This is a genomic window from Flavobacterium sp. M31R6 (assembly GCF_013284035.1).
Classification (GTDB): Bacteria; Bacteroidota; Bacteroidia; order Flavobacteriales; family Flavobacteriaceae; genus Flavobacterium.
This window is the reverse complement of sequence record NZ_CP054141.1, coordinates 3,596,576-3,612,490: the sequence shown is the minus strand read 5'-3', so window position 1 is coordinate 3,612,490 and position 15,915 is coordinate 3,596,576. Positions and strand designations below refer to the sequence as shown.

At 34.6% G+C, this 15,915-nt stretch carries 17 protein-coding genes; 7 read left to right on the top strand and 10 right to left on the bottom strand.

The genetic code is table 11. From position 1 onward, the window contains the following. Nucleotides 1-38 precede the first annotated feature (38 nt). Nucleotides 39-1,964: an ATP-dependent zinc metalloprotease FtsH gene (gene ftsH / locus HQN62_RS14890; RefSeq protein WP_116797667.1), complete on the bottom strand. Its 1,926-nt coding sequence runs from the start codon at nucleotides 1,962-1,964 to the stop codon at nucleotides 39-41. 15 nt (nucleotides 1,965-1,979) lie between these two features. Beyond that, nucleotides 1,980-2,351 (bottom strand): ribosome silencing factor, encoded by a 372-nt coding sequence (gene rsfS, locus HQN62_RS14885; protein ID WP_077374189.1) that lies wholly within the window; start codon nucleotides 2,349-2,351, stop codon nucleotides 1,980-1,982. A 96-nt stretch (nucleotides 2,352-2,447) separates the two neighbouring features. Here rsfS and HQN62_RS14880 point away from each other — a divergent pair, with 96 nt between their 5' ends. Next, nucleotides 2,448-3,176: a biotin--[acetyl-CoA-carboxylase] ligase gene (locus HQN62_RS14880; protein ID WP_173504973.1), complete on the top strand. Its 729-nt coding sequence runs from the start codon at nucleotides 2,448-2,450 to the stop codon at nucleotides 3,174-3,176. 78 nt (nucleotides 3,177-3,254) lie between these two features. On the opposite strand, the gene HQN62_RS14875 is transcribed toward HQN62_RS14880, so the two are convergent. Beyond that, nucleotides 3,255-3,647, bottom strand: a complete 393-nt coding sequence (locus HQN62_RS14875) for an SRPBCC family protein (protein ID WP_173504972.1) — start codon at nucleotides 3,645-3,647, stop codon at nucleotides 3,255-3,257. Between the two features lie 66 nt (nucleotides 3,648-3,713). Then, on the bottom strand, nucleotides 3,714-4,355 hold the full coding sequence (pyrE, locus tag HQN62_RS14870) for an orotate phosphoribosyltransferase (RefSeq protein WP_116797670.1): 642 nt from the start codon (nucleotides 4,353-4,355) through the stop codon (nucleotides 3,714-3,716). A gap of 7 nt (nucleotides 4,356-4,362) precedes the next feature. Between pyrE and HQN62_RS14865 the strand changes: the two genes are divergently transcribed. After that, entirely contained in the window at nucleotides 4,363-4,965 is a 603-nt protein-coding gene (locus HQN62_RS14865) for an NUDIX hydrolase (protein WP_173504971.1), read from the top strand. 11 nt (nucleotides 4,966-4,976) lie between these two features. Here HQN62_RS14865 and HQN62_RS14860 read toward each other — a convergent pair whose 3' ends face one another. Next, the gene (locus HQN62_RS14860; RefSeq protein WP_173504970.1) at nucleotides 4,977-6,707 is read right to left on the bottom strand and encodes a M14 family metallopeptidase; all 1,731 of its coding nucleotides are present in this window, start codon (nucleotides 6,705-6,707) and stop codon (nucleotides 4,977-4,979) included. A 290-nt stretch (nucleotides 6,708-6,997) separates the two neighbouring features. Here HQN62_RS14860 and HQN62_RS14855 point away from each other — a divergent pair, with 290 nt between their 5' ends. From HQN62_RS14855 to HQN62_RS14845, 3 genes are all read left to right on the top strand, one after another. Continuing rightward, nucleotides 6,998-8,194 carry a BamA/TamA family outer membrane protein gene (locus HQN62_RS14855; RefSeq protein ID WP_173504969.1) on the top strand — a complete coding sequence of 399 codons (1,197 nt, stop codon included), beginning with the start codon at nucleotides 6,998-7,000 and terminating at the stop codon, nucleotides 8,192-8,194. Between the two features lie 287 nt (nucleotides 8,195-8,481). After that, complete coding sequence (locus tag HQN62_RS14850; protein WP_116797674.1) at nucleotides 8,482-9,831, top strand: DEAD/DEAH box helicase; 1,350 nt, start codon at nucleotides 8,482-8,484, stop codon at nucleotides 9,829-9,831. 236 nt (nucleotides 9,832-10,067) lie between these two features. After that, entirely contained in the window at nucleotides 10,068-10,508 is a 441-nt protein-coding gene (locus HQN62_RS14845; RefSeq protein WP_116797675.1) for a hypothetical protein, read from the top strand. Between the two features lie 74 nt (nucleotides 10,509-10,582). Here HQN62_RS14845 and HQN62_RS14840 read toward each other — a convergent pair whose 3' ends face one another. The 5 genes from HQN62_RS14840 to HQN62_RS14820 all read right to left on the bottom strand — a co-directional run bounded on the left by HQN62_RS14840 (nucleotide 10,583) and on the right by HQN62_RS14820 (nucleotide 14,123). Further along, entirely contained in the window at nucleotides 10,583-11,161 is a 579-nt protein-coding gene (locus HQN62_RS14840; RefSeq protein WP_173504968.1) for a PhnA domain-containing protein, read from the bottom strand. A gap of 159 nt (nucleotides 11,162-11,320) precedes the next feature. After that, complete coding sequence (gene coaD / locus HQN62_RS14835; protein WP_116797677.1) at nucleotides 11,321-11,785, bottom strand: pantetheine-phosphate adenylyltransferase; 465 nt, start codon at nucleotides 11,783-11,785, stop codon at nucleotides 11,321-11,323. A 6-nt stretch (nucleotides 11,786-11,791) separates the two neighbouring features. Next, nucleotides 11,792-12,364 carry a TMEM175 family protein gene (locus HQN62_RS14830; RefSeq protein WP_116797678.1) on the bottom strand — a complete coding sequence of 191 codons (573 nt, stop codon included), beginning with the start codon at nucleotides 12,362-12,364 and terminating at the stop codon, nucleotides 11,792-11,794. A gap of 48 nt (nucleotides 12,365-12,412) precedes the next feature. Further along, the gene (locus HQN62_RS14825) at nucleotides 12,413-13,027 is read right to left on the bottom strand and encodes a hypothetical protein (protein WP_116797679.1); all 615 of its coding nucleotides are present in this window, start codon (nucleotides 13,025-13,027) and stop codon (nucleotides 12,413-12,415) included. A gap of 124 nt (nucleotides 13,028-13,151) precedes the next feature. Next, nucleotides 13,152-14,123 (bottom strand): D-alanine--D-alanine ligase, encoded by a 972-nt coding sequence (locus HQN62_RS14820; RefSeq protein ID WP_173504967.1) that lies wholly within the window; start codon nucleotides 14,121-14,123, stop codon nucleotides 13,152-13,154. 117 nt (nucleotides 14,124-14,240) lie between these two features. Between HQN62_RS14820 and HQN62_RS14815 the strand changes: the two genes are divergently transcribed. After that, the gene (locus HQN62_RS14815; protein WP_173504966.1) at nucleotides 14,241-14,861 is read left to right on the top strand and encodes a PASTA domain-containing protein; all 621 of its coding nucleotides are present in this window, start codon (nucleotides 14,241-14,243) and stop codon (nucleotides 14,859-14,861) included. Next, a complete protein-coding gene (locus HQN62_RS14810; RefSeq protein ID WP_173504965.1) occupies nucleotides 14,851-15,891 on the top strand; it encodes an RluA family pseudouridine synthase in 1,041 nt (346 codons plus the stop codon). Before HQN62_RS14815 ends, HQN62_RS14810 begins: the two co-directional genes overlap by 11 nt. The last annotated feature ends 24 nt before the right edge of the window (nucleotides 15,892-15,915 follow it).

The following is a 15,915-nucleotide window of genomic DNA, read 5'->3' as shown; positions in this document are numbered from 1 at the left end:
TTGAATTAAGATTTTAAATATTTGTGTTTTTTATGTAATTACGATACTACTTCACCTAAGTTTTTGTCAAAAGTTCTTTTTCCAAAAATAGTTTCTAAATCGTCTTTGAAAATGACTTCTTTTTCGATTAAGATTGCAGCTAGCTGCTCTAATTTATCTTTATTATCTTCTAAAATCTTTATTGCTCTTTGGTATTGGCTTTCGATAAGATCTGAAATTTCTTTGTCAATTACTTTGGCTGTTTCATCAGAATAAGGTTTAGAAAAACTGTATTCACTTTGTCCGCTTGAATCGTAGTAGGTAACATTTCCAATTTTATCATTTAATCCGTAAACGGTAACCATAGCACGAGCTTGTTTTGTAACTTTTTCTAAATCACTTAAAGCGCCTGTTGATATTCTGTCGAAAGTCACTTTTTCTGCAGCTCTACCACCCATTGTAGCGCACATTTCGTCTAGCATCTGGTCTGTACGAACAATTAGACGTTCTTCTGGTAGATACCAAGCAGCACCAAGACTTTGTCCACGAGGAACGATAGTTACTTTAATTAATGGGGCAGCATGTTCAAGCATCCAGCTAACTGTGGCGTGTCCAGCTTCGTGAATGGCGATGGCTCTTTTTTCTTCTGGAGTAATTATTTTGTTTTTCTTTTCAAGTCCACCTACAATACGGTCAACTGCATCTAAGAAGTCTTGTTTGTCAACAGCTTCTTTATTGTTTCTTGCGGCAATTAATGCAGCTTCATTACAAACATTGGCAATATCAGCTCCAGAAAAACCTGGGGTCTGTTTAGCTAAAAAGTCGGTATCCAATCCTTCAATTTTTTTCAAAGGTGCAAGGTGTACCAAGAATATTTCGGCTCTCTCACGAATATCCGGTAAGTCAACAAAAATTTGTCTGTCGAAACGACCTGCGCGCATTAAGGCCTTGTCCAAAACATCGGCTCTATTTGTTGCAGCCAAAACAATTACATTTGAATTGGTACCAAAACCATCCATTTCAGTCAATAATTGGTTTAATGTGTTTTCTCTTTCGTCATTACCACCTGACATATTGCTTTTTCCTCTAGCTCTACCTACAGCATCGATTTCATCGATAAAAATAATTGCCGGAGATTTTTCTTTGGCCTGTTTAAAAAGATCACGTACTCTTGAAGCACCTACACCTACAAACATTTCAACAAAATCTGAACCAGATAAAGAGAAGAAAGGTACTTGAGCTTCACCAGCAACGGCTTTTGCCAATAATGTTTTACCAGTTCCCGGAGGTCCTACAAGCAGAGCTCCTTTCGGTATTTTACCTCCTAGATTGGTATATTTCTCAGGGTTTTTAAGGAATTCTACAATTTCTTGTATCTCTTCTTTAGCACCTTCTAAACCTGCTACATCTTTGAATGTAGTTTTAATATCTGTTTTTTCATCAAAAAGCTTGGCTTTCGATTTTCCAATATTGAAAATTTGACCGCCTCCGCCACCTGGGCCACCGGACATTTTTCGCATAATAAAAATCCAAACACCAATGATGATGATTATTGGCAACAGACTTACAAAAAGATCAGTCCAGTTGCTTTTTTGCAGAAAATTAAAATCTTTTAATTTTCCTTCAGCAACTGCTTTTTCTAATTTGGTTTGAAAAATTTGGTCATTACCAATGTCAAACGAATAATGAGGACCTTTGTTAGGTCTGTCCAGTACGTCTTTTGATACTTTTTTATGTTCTGGATCACTTAAAGCTTTCGCATTTAAATAAACTTCAGCTTCATTTTTATTGTAAACAATTACTTTTTCGATTTGTCCTTTCTCTAAATAAGAATTAAATTTAGAAGAAGTTAATTGAGCAGGCTCTTGAAAGCTAGATCCACCAGTTACAAAACTTATTCCTAGAAAAATTAATAGTATTGCAGTGTAAACTAACCAAGGACTTACTTTAAATTTATTTGAATTTGGATTATTATCTTTAGCCATTAGAAGATTATTTCTTTAATATTTGTTTTCGATTTTAGTGATTTTGGCATCACCCCAAAGACTTTCGATGTTGTAGTATTCACGGATGTGTTTTTGGAATACATGTACTACGATGTGTACATAATCCATCAAAACCCATTCTGCTACATCAGAACCTTCAACATGCCAAGGTTTGTCTTTTAAATCTTTAGAAACTGTTTTTTGAATAGAGTTCACAATGGCATTCACTTGAGTGTTTGAGTTACCATTGCAAATAACAAAATAGTCACAAACTGCGGTGTCTATTTCTCTTAAATCTAAAATATCGATATCACTTCCTTTTACTTCTTCTATTCCTTTTATAATGTTCGCCAACAGAACATCATTGTTTATAGTCTTTTTCGCCATTTAATTTTTTATATAAGTTTGTAAAGTTACCATTTTTTGTGATTAATTTTGAACCTTAACATAATATTAAATTATGTTTTACAAAAAAAAGTACACATGAAGCTAATCAAACTCGATGCCATAGATTCTACAAATGAGTTTCTAAAAGGTTTGTCGAACAAACAGGAGGTCCAAAATTTTACTGTAGTTACTGCTGAAAATCAGTTGAAAGGGAAAGGGCAGATGGGAGCTAAGTGGGATTCTGAGTCTGGTAAAAACCTTATAATGAGTGTTTTGGTTAAGGATTTTTTGTTTGATAATGAAGCAGTTTTTAACCTGAACGTAGTGGTTTCGTTGGCTGTAATTAGAACCTTAAAAAAGTACAATATTCCTGAATTAAGTGTAAAATGGCCCAACGACATTATGTCAGCTAATAAGAAAATAGGTGGCATATTGATTGAGAATAGCATAAAAGGAACTGGAGCAATTACGTCAATTGTAGGGTTGGGACTGAATGTAAATCAAATGCAATTTGAAAATTTGCCCAGAGCATCATCATTGGCTTTAATATGCAATTCCTTTTTTGATAAAGAAGAAATTCTATTGGGTATAGTTGCAGAAATGGAGCAAATGATAGCTAATTACGATGCAATAGCTTCTGATCTATGGGAAGAATATAGCAATGAATTATTTAAAATGGGAGTTCCTACAGCGTTTACAGATGAAAATGAAAACAATTTTATGGGAATTATAAAAGGGGTTTCTTCAATAGGTAAACTTCAGATTCTTTTGGAAGACGATAGTATTTGCGAATACAACCTCAAAGAAGTGCAAATGCTGTATTAAAACGAGATTTGTTCTTATCGCCAATAAAAAAGCCTTTTAGCTAAAAACTAAAAGGCTTTTATTCTTTATAGAAAGATATTAAAGTTTTGTCATATTATTTGCCAAGGTCTCGATGAATTTTCCAATAGGACCTTTCACCATCATGGCCATCATCGCATTGAATTCGCCTTCAAAATCTAGTTTTACAGCGCTTGATTGCTCAGAAATGGTATCAATATTAGCGACTAAAGTAAATGGAAGTTTGTCGCTTGCAGCACCCAATACAATTTTGTTTGGCGCTACTTTCTCTTTCATCTTTAATTTGATTTCGGGCATTCCTTTTAATCCAAAAATAAAAGCATCTTCTCCGATAACTTCAAATTTTGCGATATTATCGGGCATTAATTTTTCGAAGTTTTTTACATCACTCAATAAATCGAATAATTCTTGACTTGATTTTTCAACAGTAACTTTTGGACTTTCTAAGTTCATTATTTTTATGTATTGTTTGTTATTTTGTTTTAAAGGAATTTTATTTAAAATCAGAAAGTTTCTATTTTAAACGCTCCAGGTTGATGGACTTCCATTCCATTCTCTCAAAGTTTGCTCTTCTTCTTCTGTAATATACTTTTTGGCAACCGCTAAATTCAATAAATTTTGATAGTTGCTTAAAGTGTACAAATCAATTTTAGCATTTTTGAAGTTCTGGTCTGCAACGTCAAAGCCATAAGTAAATATAGCTGCCATTCCTTTTATAACTGCTCCTGCTCCCCGTAAGCCTTCAACGGCAAGCAAACTACTGTTTCCAGTACTAATTAAATCTTCTATAATTACTACGCTTTGTCCTTTTTGCAAAAAACCTTCTACTTGGTTTTGACGACCGTGTTTTTTTGGTTCTGGTCGAACATAAACAAAAGGTAGTCCCATACTTTCTGCAACGAGCATTCCTATTCCAATTGCTCCAGTGGCTACACCGGCAATAACGTCTGGTTTACCAAATTGTTTCTCGATGTTTTTAGAAAATTCGTCCCTAACATAATTTCTTATAGCTGGAAACGAGAGGATTAAACGATTATCGCAATATATAGGCGATTTCCATCCAGAAGCCCATGTAAAAGGATTTCCTGGATTCAATTTAATTGCATTTATTTGCAAAAGCAATTCGGCTGTTTTTTCGGCTGTATCTTTATTAAAAATCATAATACAAATGTATAAAGTTTTTGTTAACGACAAACCACTTTTTTTGACAAATCAAATCTCCAAGGAGACTGATTTTCAACTTTTCTTGCTGGATAGTATTGATATCGAGCAGGTTATTGTGAAAATGTTTCAAAATAAAATTAAGAAAGCCTATCTCTATCACCCTGATGAAAGTGTGATTATGAAAACTTTGAAAGCAAAAATTCCTGTAAATAAAGCGGGAGGTGGATTAGTTTATAATAAAAAAGGTGAGGTTTTATTTATTTTTAGAAATGGAAAGTGGGATTTACCCAAAGGCGGTACCGATAAAGGAGAGTTAATTGAAGAAACCGCCATGCGAGAAGTTGAAGAAGAAACTGGTGTAAATGAACTGAAAATTGTTAAAAAACTTCAGAAAACTTACCATGTTTTTAAACGAAATGGAAAATACAAATTAAAAATTACCCATTGGTTTGAAATGCAATCTACCTTTGAAGGCATTCCAATGGGACAATTAGAAGAAGGAATTGAAAAAGTAGCTTGGTTTAAGCCAAGTGAAATTCCAAAAGCATTGGAAAATTCATACGAGAATATTAAGCTTCTATTTGAAGAAGAAAAATTGATCAAATGAATAAGAGCCAATTAGTTGAGTAATCTGTAAACTGGGTATTGTAAATGTTCTTTTTCATAGAATTTAGAATGTTTATAAACCCAATCCAATTGTGCTTCACTATTTTTTGCAAATGCAGGGTCATTATTGACTTTGGTTTCCAATTCCTTTCTTAAACTAGGGTTGTCTTTTAAAAGTTGAGCAGCTAAATCTTCAAAAACATATTCTGAATATCCTTCTTTTTGTTGTAAAATGCTGTCAAAAAAGTTCCAATTGAAGAACGAATCAACCGCTTCGGGTTCTAAAGTTTCCAGTAAATATTTTACCGCTTTTTGTTCAGTAGAAAACACATAATCTCCTTTGGCAAAGGTTTTATTCTCAATAGTTGTAGTTAATTTTGCATTTCTATGCGGATAATGTCCTTCATAGGCTTGACTTGAAGTTTTGTAATCGGCAATTTTATAACTTTCTACTTTAATAATAGTATCTTTTTTTAATTGTGTGTAGCTACAATCATTACTTTTTAATAAATCTATGACATTCCAATATCCTTTTGGGATAATGTAAGCTTTCGGAATTGTAACGTCTTTGACTGATTTATATTCTTTGATGTAAGGAACGTTCTTTTGATAGGGTTTGGTTCTGTCATAAAATAATCGTTGGCCTGTTGTAACTTCACTTTTTTTGTAAGAAGCCTCAAACCCTGAAAACAAATAGGTTGTTGCCTTGGAGCTGTCTATTTTCCATTCAATAGGGTACGACTTTTTAGGTTTATATTGTTCTTCATTTTTGGCACGTAATTCTTTTAATTTTTTATAATTCAAATCAATAAAATCGATTGTAGAAATCATATATTCATAAGTAGCTTTTACGCGATCAGCATATTTTTTTAGCATATGGGTTTCAACAACAAACCCAATAGTATTGAAAAGTGAAGTGTAACCTGTTGTATATCTTGGCGTGTCCGAAAATTGCACAAAACCATTATCGGGTGTTTCCTCGAATGCATTGACATAAGGTGTTGTTGGAATGTTTTTTTGTTCCAAATCTTTTACAATAAAGGGCATCATTTCAGTGTTCATGTAATCTCCCAAAATAGTTCCTAGTTTATTGTGCTGCGTCATGATATAGGTCAGCTTGTATTGATAATCAGAACCATTGCTCACGTGATTATCGATAAAAACATCTGGATTTATTTTATGGTAGATAGCAACAAAACTTTTGGTATTTCGGGTATCCGACTTGATCATATCGCGATTCAAATCATAGTTTCTGGCATTGCCTCGAAAACCATATTCTTCAGGTCCTTCTTGGTTGGCTCTTGAAGTTGAGTTTCTGTTCAAAGCACCGCCGATATTGTAAATTGGAATCGTAACTATTACCGTATTCTTAGGTGTTTTGATTTTGCCTAAAGCTAAATCACGAAACAATTGCATCGTTGCATCTATACCATCGGGTTCGCCTGCGTGAATTCCATTATTTAGAAACAATACTGCTTTGTTTTTTTGAATTTCATCAAAATTAAATTTTTTTTCAGGATTGAAAGTAATCATGTATAATGGTTCTCCACTATCCGTCAGTCCCATTTTTTCCATTTTGATAGTTTGAAAATCATGAGCCAAAAGGGTATAATAAGTAATTGTTTCTTGATAATTAGCCGATTGGTTTCCATTTCCTTTTTCGAAAAAAGTACTGTATTTATTGTTTTTTTGGGCAAAAACAGAAACTGTGATCAGTAGGAAACAAAAGCGTATTAATTGCATAAGGTTAATTTTGAATGTGGGTTTCAAATGTAATTAATTTATAATTATTTTTTGTCTCAAATCTGGAAGAAGGTTTTTATGAAGGATTAAGATAATTGCGATTGTATTTTTTTTGTACTATAAAAGAATAGTTAACATGAATGCCAATTTTGATGATGTGTAGTTTGTAATTCGTTGATAATTAATCAATTTATAGGGGAATAAAAATCGTTTTTAAACTTGTTTATGCTTATTTTTGATAGTTGAATTTTTACAATTATCATTTTTTTGTATCCAAAATTTAATTTCAAATGAAAAGAAGCTTCTTACTCCTTGCATTTTTATTTAGTACTTTTTATGTTTTTTCATTTTCGAAAAATGAAAAATCGCTACTCTCTAAAAAAGAAATACGGTCGATAATATTGGTTAGTAATTTGGATACCGTAAAAAAGGCAGATACCGTAAAAAAGAAAGAAAAGAAATTTGCCTTTATGCCTATGCCTACTTTGACATACGACCGTTCCCAGGGGCTTGGAGCCGGGGTCATTGCAATGGGTTTTTTCAAGGCTGACAATTCAAAGAAGGTGCCTCTTTCCAGAGTAATGGCGGTGGGGAATTATGCGACAAATGACTCTTACTACATTATATTTGGGACACGTCTTTATCTTAAGGAAGATTACTGGAGAATACTCGCAGCAGTAGGATACATAAACTATAATTTCCAGGCCTATCAAACTTTTGAAGATATAGATGAAGGGAGTCAGACAAGTGTCTATGAAACTCCTTATGCTACAAAGGGAAGCCTATTTGCATTTGCGATACAGAGAAGGATTTTTGAAAATTTTTATTTGGGAATAGGTGGATCAATGATACGTACAGATGTGATTGTCACACTTCCGGACAAATCAGAACTAGTTGATCCGAATAATACCAATTCACTGGCCATACCCTTTAGTTTTGATACCCGAAACAGTATCTATAATCCAAGTTCAGGTATTTTTATAGACGGTAGAATTGCAAGCATACCCTCTTGGCTCGATAACGACGAAGATTTCGTTAAAACGATGTTATATGTAAACCATTATAAAAAATTGGGTGAGCACAAAATTTTAGCCAGTCGCTTTGCAATGAAAGCCAATTTTGGCGACGTCCCTTTTGCTGCACAGGATTATATCGGTCAAACAGATTTGAGGGGATATACACAAGGGGAATATAGAGGAAATCAAACCTATACAGTTCAATCTGAGTTTCGAAATAATTTTTATAAAAAATGGGGATATGTCGGTTTTGCTGGACTAGGAATCGCTTACAGAAAGTCAGAAACCGGTGCTGCTGCGGGAGATTGGTACAATTCTGGAGCTTCCTGGAGTAAGCCATTGCCAAGCATTGGTGCCGGAATACGTTATCAGGTGATTGAAAAGGACAGTCAAAAAATAAATGCTGGAATTGATGCCGCAGTGGGTCGTGGGGATTGGGGAATTTATTTTAGAATTACCGAAGCTTTTTAAAAATTGCATTATTAATTTTTGGAGCAGAAAGATTGCGCATTTTAGCCGGCATTGGTCCCGCTATCCGTTTCAATCTTTTTATTTTTAAAGGAAAAATAAAAAGGATTTTCACTGCTATTGGGGCTAAAGGGCAATGTGATTAATTTAAGCTTTGTTTTTTCTCGCGAAGACCCAAAGAAGCAAAGCTTAGGACTTATTCTTTTTTGCGACTTCGCGTCTTTGCGATGTTTAATTTTGAAAAATATTAGCAAAGAAATCAAAATGTTATTTTTGATTACCTTTGCAAAATGAATAAGAAACACCACTCCAACAATATATTACTGAATTTAGGTATCGAAAGCCTAAATGAAATGCAAGAAGTTGCGCAAGATGTCATCCTAAATGACAATAATGTTCTATTGCTTTCTCCAACAGGTTCGGGAAAAACATTGGCATTTTTATTGCCAATTTTCGAAATGTTACAGCCCGAAATTTTATCGGTTCAATGTTTGATTCTGGTTCCATCTCGTGAATTAGGATTGCAAATCGAACAGGTTTGGAAAAAAATGGGAACCGATTACAAAGTAAACGTTTGTTACGGTGGTCATTCCATTGATACCGAAATCAAAAATTTAAGTAATCCTCCAGCAGTTTTAATTGGAACTCCGGGCCGAATTGCAGACCATATTGACAGAGGTACTTTTCGATTGGACAAAATCCAAACTTTGATTTTGGATGAGTTTGACAAATCTCTGCAGTTAGGTTTCCACGAACAAATGTCCTTTATAATTGGAAAACTGAGCAAACTAAACAAACGAGTATTGGTTTCGGCTACTTCCGATATTGAAATTCCAAAATATACTCGAGTTGTAAACCCAACAATCTTGGATTTTATCCCAACTGAAGAGGAACAAGAAAGTAACTTGGCCACCAAAATGGTTGTTTCGAAAGAAAAAGACAAACTGGGAAGTTTGTTTAATTTGATATGTTCTTTAAAATCTCAGCAGGCGATTGTTTTTTGCAATCATCGTGATGCTGCTGAACGTATTAGCGATACCCTAAACGAAAAAGGGATTTATGCCACTTATTATCATGGTGGCATGGATCAGGACGAACGTGAACGATCATTGATTCAATTCCGGAATGGAAGCATGAGTTATTTAATCACCACCGATTTGGCGGCTCGTGGACTTGATATCCCCGAAATGAAACATGTAATTCACTATCATTTGCCTTTGAAAGAAGATGAGTTTACCCATAGAAATGGACGTACCGCTCGTATGCTCGCTTCCGGAACTGCATATGTAATTGCTCATGAGAGTGAGAAAAAAATGGACTATCTGGATTACGGTATGGAAGTGTTTAATGTTGAAAACGCAACCTCACTGCCAAAACCTCCCGAGTTTCAAACCATTTACATTAGTGGCGGAAAGAAAAACAAACTTAATAAAATTGACATCGTAGGTTTCTTTTCCCAAAAGGGGAAACTGGAAAAAGGAGATTTAGGATTAATTGAAGTGAAAGATTTTATCTCATTTGCAGCTGTGAAATTCAATAAAGTCAAAGATTTACTGCATCATGTAAAAGATGAAAAAATGAAAGGGAAGAAATTCAAGATTGAAGTAGCAAGAAAAGTTATTAAGAAAGAAGAGGAGTAGATTACAGATTTCAGAGTGCAGAATTTAGAATTTTCTGGTATCATTATTTTCTATGCAATCTGCAATCTAAAATCTGGAATCTAAATTCTTATGAGTTGCAGTTTTAATTTACAAACAAAAAAAATAAATTAGTGTTGATAAAAACATAATAATAGAAAGGAGTTGTTTCTTTTTATTATTATGTTTGCTAACAAATACTTACCTACTAAAGTATATCATTAAACCCCAAATAAATTATGAAAAAAATTATTGCGATTGCTGTTTTGTTTATTAGTTCTGTTGGTTTTAGCCAAATTAAAGTTGTTGAAACTGTGCCAGTTGAAAAATTGGGTAGAGTAAATAATAGTTTTTATGTTCAAAAAATTGGAGATGAGTTTACCTTTTTTTATACAACTGTTCAAAGTGAAGATGAAGAGTCAGCTTTAAAGGCTTTTACATTTAAAAATGTAGATAATGCTTACCAAAGTCTTTATGGTATCATTTCAAAAGGTTTTACTGCAAGTCCTTTGAATGATGTAAAATTGGAATTACCTAATAATTTTGTTTGGTTGCATTATATTGTAAGCTCTGATAAAACGACTGTACAGTTTATGGTTTCAAACAAAGAGGCTAGTGCTACTCATATTTCTGAACCATTATCAAAAGAGCAAGTTGAAAAATTGTTCCAAAAAAGCTAAATTGAAATAACATTATAAAGCAAAAACGTCCCAAATAAATTTTGGGACGTTTTTTATTTTTATGGAAACCGAAATTATATTTTCTTAACGTATTGTGTAATAATCACAATTTGTTGTCCATCTACTCTTCCCTCAATGTATTCGGCATTTTCATGATCCAAACGGATGTTACGTACCGAAGTTCCTTGTTTAGCAACCATACTGGATCCTTTTACTTTTAGATCTTTGATTAAAACAACCGAATCTCCATGTGTTAAAATCACGCCATTTACATCGCGGTGTACGATTTTGTTTTCGTCATCTTCTCCTTCACCTGTGGCTTGTGCCCATTCCAAAGTGTCTTCATCCAAATACATTTGCTCCAAAAGCTCTTGTGGCCAACCATTTTTACGCAAACGACTCAACATTCTCCAAGCTGAAACCTGAACAGGAATATGTTCGCTCCACATACTGTCGTTCAAACATCTCCAGTGGTTTAAATCTTCGTGACCGGGATTTTCAATTTGGTCAATACAAGTAGGGCAGGCAAAGATACTTTCGTCCAATCCACCTTTTTTGGTAGGCAAAATTTGGAATTCTTTTAGATTTTCAGTGGCAGCGCATAATTCACATTTGGAACCGCTGCGTTTATTTAATTCTCTTTCGAAGCTCATTATAAGGTGTGTGTTATTTTAGGTTGCGAAATTACGCTTAAATGCTAGGTTTTGCAAGTTTATGTTTTGCTCGTGTCTTCTGGTAGTATCAGAGTTTATAATTTTCAAAGAATTCCATTTCTTCAAAATCTTTGTACTAAATCAAAACATTAACCAATACTACTTATGCAATTTAACCCTTACGGCTTCTGGAACCAGCATTTCGTATTCACCAAAATTTCGGATAACGTCTCTCACGATGCTAGAGCTGATATAGGAAGTTCGTGCTGCGGTCAATAAAAAGACCGTTTCTATTTTGGACAATCTTCTGTTGGTGTGGGCGATGGCTTTCTCGAATTCGAAATCGGCGGGGTTGCGTAATCCCCTTAGTATGAAGTCGGCTTTGATTTTATGGCATAAGTCTATGGTTAAGCCTTCATAAGTGATGACGGTAACTTTGGGTTCATTTTTGAATGTTTCTTCGATGAAACGTTTTCTTTCCTCGAGTGAAAACATGTATTTTTTTTCGGCATTGACCCCAATGGCAATTACGATTTCATCAAAAAGCGAAATACCTCTGTTGATGATATCTTCATGACCTAAAGTGATTGGGTCAAAGGATCCTGGGAATATTGCTTTCTTCATTTCAATTTAATTTAGTTGTTTTTCAATTCTTGAATCTGGAACAATCCAGAGCATTGCTACTGCAATATAAAGCAGACCAGAAATCCAAGGTGAGACAAAAGCCAAGGGAATTGCCAAAAGATAGGCTAATGCCGATAGTTTACCTTTTAAGTCCTTTTCAACTGCACGGTGCAAAATTGAATCTTTACCTTCGAGTCTTATAATTTTATTTTGGAGCAAATTATAGGCGATAGCACACATCAGTAGGACAAAGCCATAAATACTCATAGGCACTGCTGCAAAATGATGCTCTCCAATCCAGCTTGTTGCAAACGGAATTAAGGACAGCCAAAAGAGTAGAAAAAGATTGCCCCACAAAATAGAGCCATTCACTTTTTTAACCACTTGAAACATATGATGATGGTTGTTCCAATAAATCCCAACATAAATAAAACTCAAAACGTAGCTTAAGAAAACAGGAATCAAGTGTTTTAACGATTCAAAACTATCTTCTTCAGGCGCTTTTATTTCTAAAACCATTATGGTAATGATAATGGCTAAAACGCCATCGCTAAAGGCTTCAATTCTGGTTTTGTTCATTTTCTATTTAGTTTCTAAGTTTCTGAGATTCTAAGTTACTAAGATTTTTTATTTTCTTGTAATTGAGAATATTTCATCTTTATGGTATAGCTTTAATAAATCCTTTTTTGAATAATTAATTTTCTGGTTTGTGTAATTTTCTGTTTTGTTTATTTCTTCAACTTCTGACTGTAAATATACATCATAATCATTTTGAGTAAGGTAAACACTGTCATTAGTCACTTTATCTATTCTCATTGATGAATAATAGCCATTTGAAAATTTCACATTGTAAACATCGCCAAAAGTTGGTGTTTTTATTAAAGTTTCAGCCTCATTATTTGTTTGAAATAAGTTGACAAAATAAAAGGCGATGTAACAAATCAATATAATGATACCGGAAAATAACCAAATAGGTCTTTTTCGATTAGTCTTTTTATTTTCATCGATGAGTTTTGTTTTAGTATTCTCATCTAAATCGTCAAAATCAATTTCTTTTGAGCAATTATTACATTCGATATTTATTGTATTTCCAACAGGGAATAATGGGATAAATGTTAATGAGGTATATCTGGTAAAAATGCTATAATCTATTGCCGAATGAAAGTTGCAATTAGGGCATTCTGTATTAGGAATTGTTCCTTTTAATAAGCAAGTTTCATTTGTTCCAATCAATACCATCATTCTGCGAAAAATTTATTTTTTGTTGTTAATGGAATTTACTGAAAGGACTTTTTTTATATTGTATTTTTTAAGTTTCTAAGCCATTATGAGTCTTAGAAACTTAGCAGCTTAGAATCTCAGTAACTTAATTTAGTGCCAACTCAATTGCATTTGTAAACAAGTCTTCCAGTGAAATGCCGGCAGCCTTGGCTTGTTGTGGAATCAAACTTTCGGTTGTTAGGCCGGGAATGGTATTCATTTCGAGCATATGAGGTTCGCCGTCCACAATGATGAATTCGCTTCGAGAGAATCCTTTCATTTTTAATACTTCGTAGGCGCGTTTGGCTATTTCTCCCACTTTTTGGGTCATTTCATCCGAGATTCTGGCTGGCGTAATTTCCTGTGATTTACCAAGGTATTTGGCTTCGTAATCAAAGAAATCATTTTCGGAAACAATTTCGGTTATAGGCAAAACGGTGATGGTTCCTTTGTAGTTGATGACTCCAACTGAAACTTCGGTACCATCAAGGAAACTTTCTATGATGATTTCGTTGTCTTCTTTGTAGGCCACTTCGATGGCGATTGGCAATTCGGCAGCGGTTTTTACTTTTGAAATTCCAAAGCTAGAACCCGCTTTGTTTGGTTTTACAAAACAAGGCAAACCTAATTTATGTACAATTTCGTCCGTGTTAATAATGTCTCCTTTATTTAGGTAATAGGAAGTGGCTGTTTTGATTCCGTATGGTTTTAATACCGACAATAAATCGCGTTTGTTGAAGGTTAAAGCAGCTTGGTAGTAATCGCAGGCGGTTTGTGGAATGTTTAGCAATTCGAAATAGGCCTGCATCAATCCGTCTTCACCCGGAGTTCCGTGAATGGCATTGAAAACGCAATCGAAAGTTTGCTTGCTTCCGTTTATGTTTATCGAAAAATCATTTCGATCTATTGGAAATTCGGCATCATTGGCATCAACATATACCCATTTTTCTTTAAAAATATGAATACGGAAGGCATTGTATTTGGTTTTGTCCAGGAATTGATAAACTACGTTTCCGCTGATGAGTGAGATCTTGTATTCGCTTGAATAGCCGCCCATGATGATGGCAATGTTTTTCATTTTAAACGTTTAATCGGTTAAACGTTTAATCGATTAGCCGATTAAACGTATTCTAAACAAAATTATCATTTTTTTTGAAACGAAATAGCTTTATCTTTGCGGGAAACAAAAATATTTATGAGCTTAAAAAAATATCTTACTAGTCGCGTATTTTTCGGACAGGTGTTGATTGCACTTGCCATTATTGCAGTTTTGGGTTATTTATTCATGCATTGGTTGACATTTACAACGGATCATGGGCATGAAATTGCTGTTCCAGATTTGAGAAAATTGACTGAGGAACAAGTGGAAGACAAGCTGGATGAATTGGATTTGGATTATGAGCTGTTGGACAGTGTGGATTTTAGGGGAGATTACCCAAAATACAGCGTAGTGGAGCAAGATCCGATGCCTGGGACGATGGTGAAAGTAGGTAGAAAAGTATATATTAAGATTAACTCATCTGGGTTTTCGTCTGTTCGAATTCCCGATTTGATTGATAAAACCTATCGTGAAGCAGTGCCAACACTTAAGGCATTGGGACTTGAAGCGGGAACTATTACGTATGTGCCTAATTTAGGAAAAGACATGGTTTTGGAAATGCGTTATAAAGGAAGAAACCTAAAAGTAGGAGACAGAGTTTTGAAAGCTTCTAAAATTGATTTGGTTTTGGGAGACGGAAAAGAGAGTTATCAAGAAGAAGCGGTGGACAGTACAGCTACTACACCAGCACAAGAAACAACAACAAATGAACAATAATATTGAGCAAATAGAGGATTTAGACGAAGAGTTATTTGAGCATTTTCGTTATGAAGTGCCGAAAGGACAGGCGATTTTGAGGATTGACAAATACCTGATGGGTATGATTCCAAATGCCACACGAAATAAAATTCAGAATGCTGCTACCGAGGGGAATATTTTTGTGAATGACTTGACTGTAAAGTCAAATTATAAAGTGAAGCCCCTTGATGTGATTCAGGTGATGTTGTCACATCCGCCGTTTGAAAACAGGGTAGATCCAGAGGATATTCCGTTGGATATTGTTTATGAGGATGAGGCACTTTTGTTAATAAACAAACCGCCTGGATTGGTAGTACATCCTGGTCATGGGAATTATACTGGAACTTTGGTGAATGCATTGGCTTTTCATTTTGAGAATTTGCCAATGAACAGCAGTGAGCGTCCCGGATTGGTTCATAGAATTGATAAGGATACTTCGGGATTATTGGTTATTGCCAAAACTGAAGCTGCAATGACGCATTTAGCCAAACAATTTGAAGCCAAAACATCGGAAAGAGAATATATTGCTTTGGTTTGGGGGAACGTTGCAGCAGAGGAGGGAACTATTGAAGGAAACTTGGCGCGACACTTAAAAGACCGCATGCAGATGGCTGTTTTTGCCGATCCAGAAATAGGGAAACCTGCCATTACGCATTATAAAGTTCTGGAACGTTTTGGGTATGTGACTTTGATTTCATGCCGATTGGAAACAGGAAGAACACATCAGATTCGTGCACACTTGAAACATATTGGGCATCCGCTTTTTAATGATGAACGTTATGGTGGACACTTGATTTTGAAAGGAACCACATTTACGAAATACAAACAGTTCATCGAAAATTGTTTCAAAGCTTTACCACGTCAGGCGCTGCATGCCAAAACACTTGGTTTCGTTCATCCGAATACGGGTGAAATGATGCGTTTTGACACAGAATTGCCTCAGGATTTTAAAGATTGTATAGAGAAATGGAGAGGATATTCGAAATCACATCATGCCGAAGAAGATTAAAAATGAAATAGTAAAGCCCCGAAA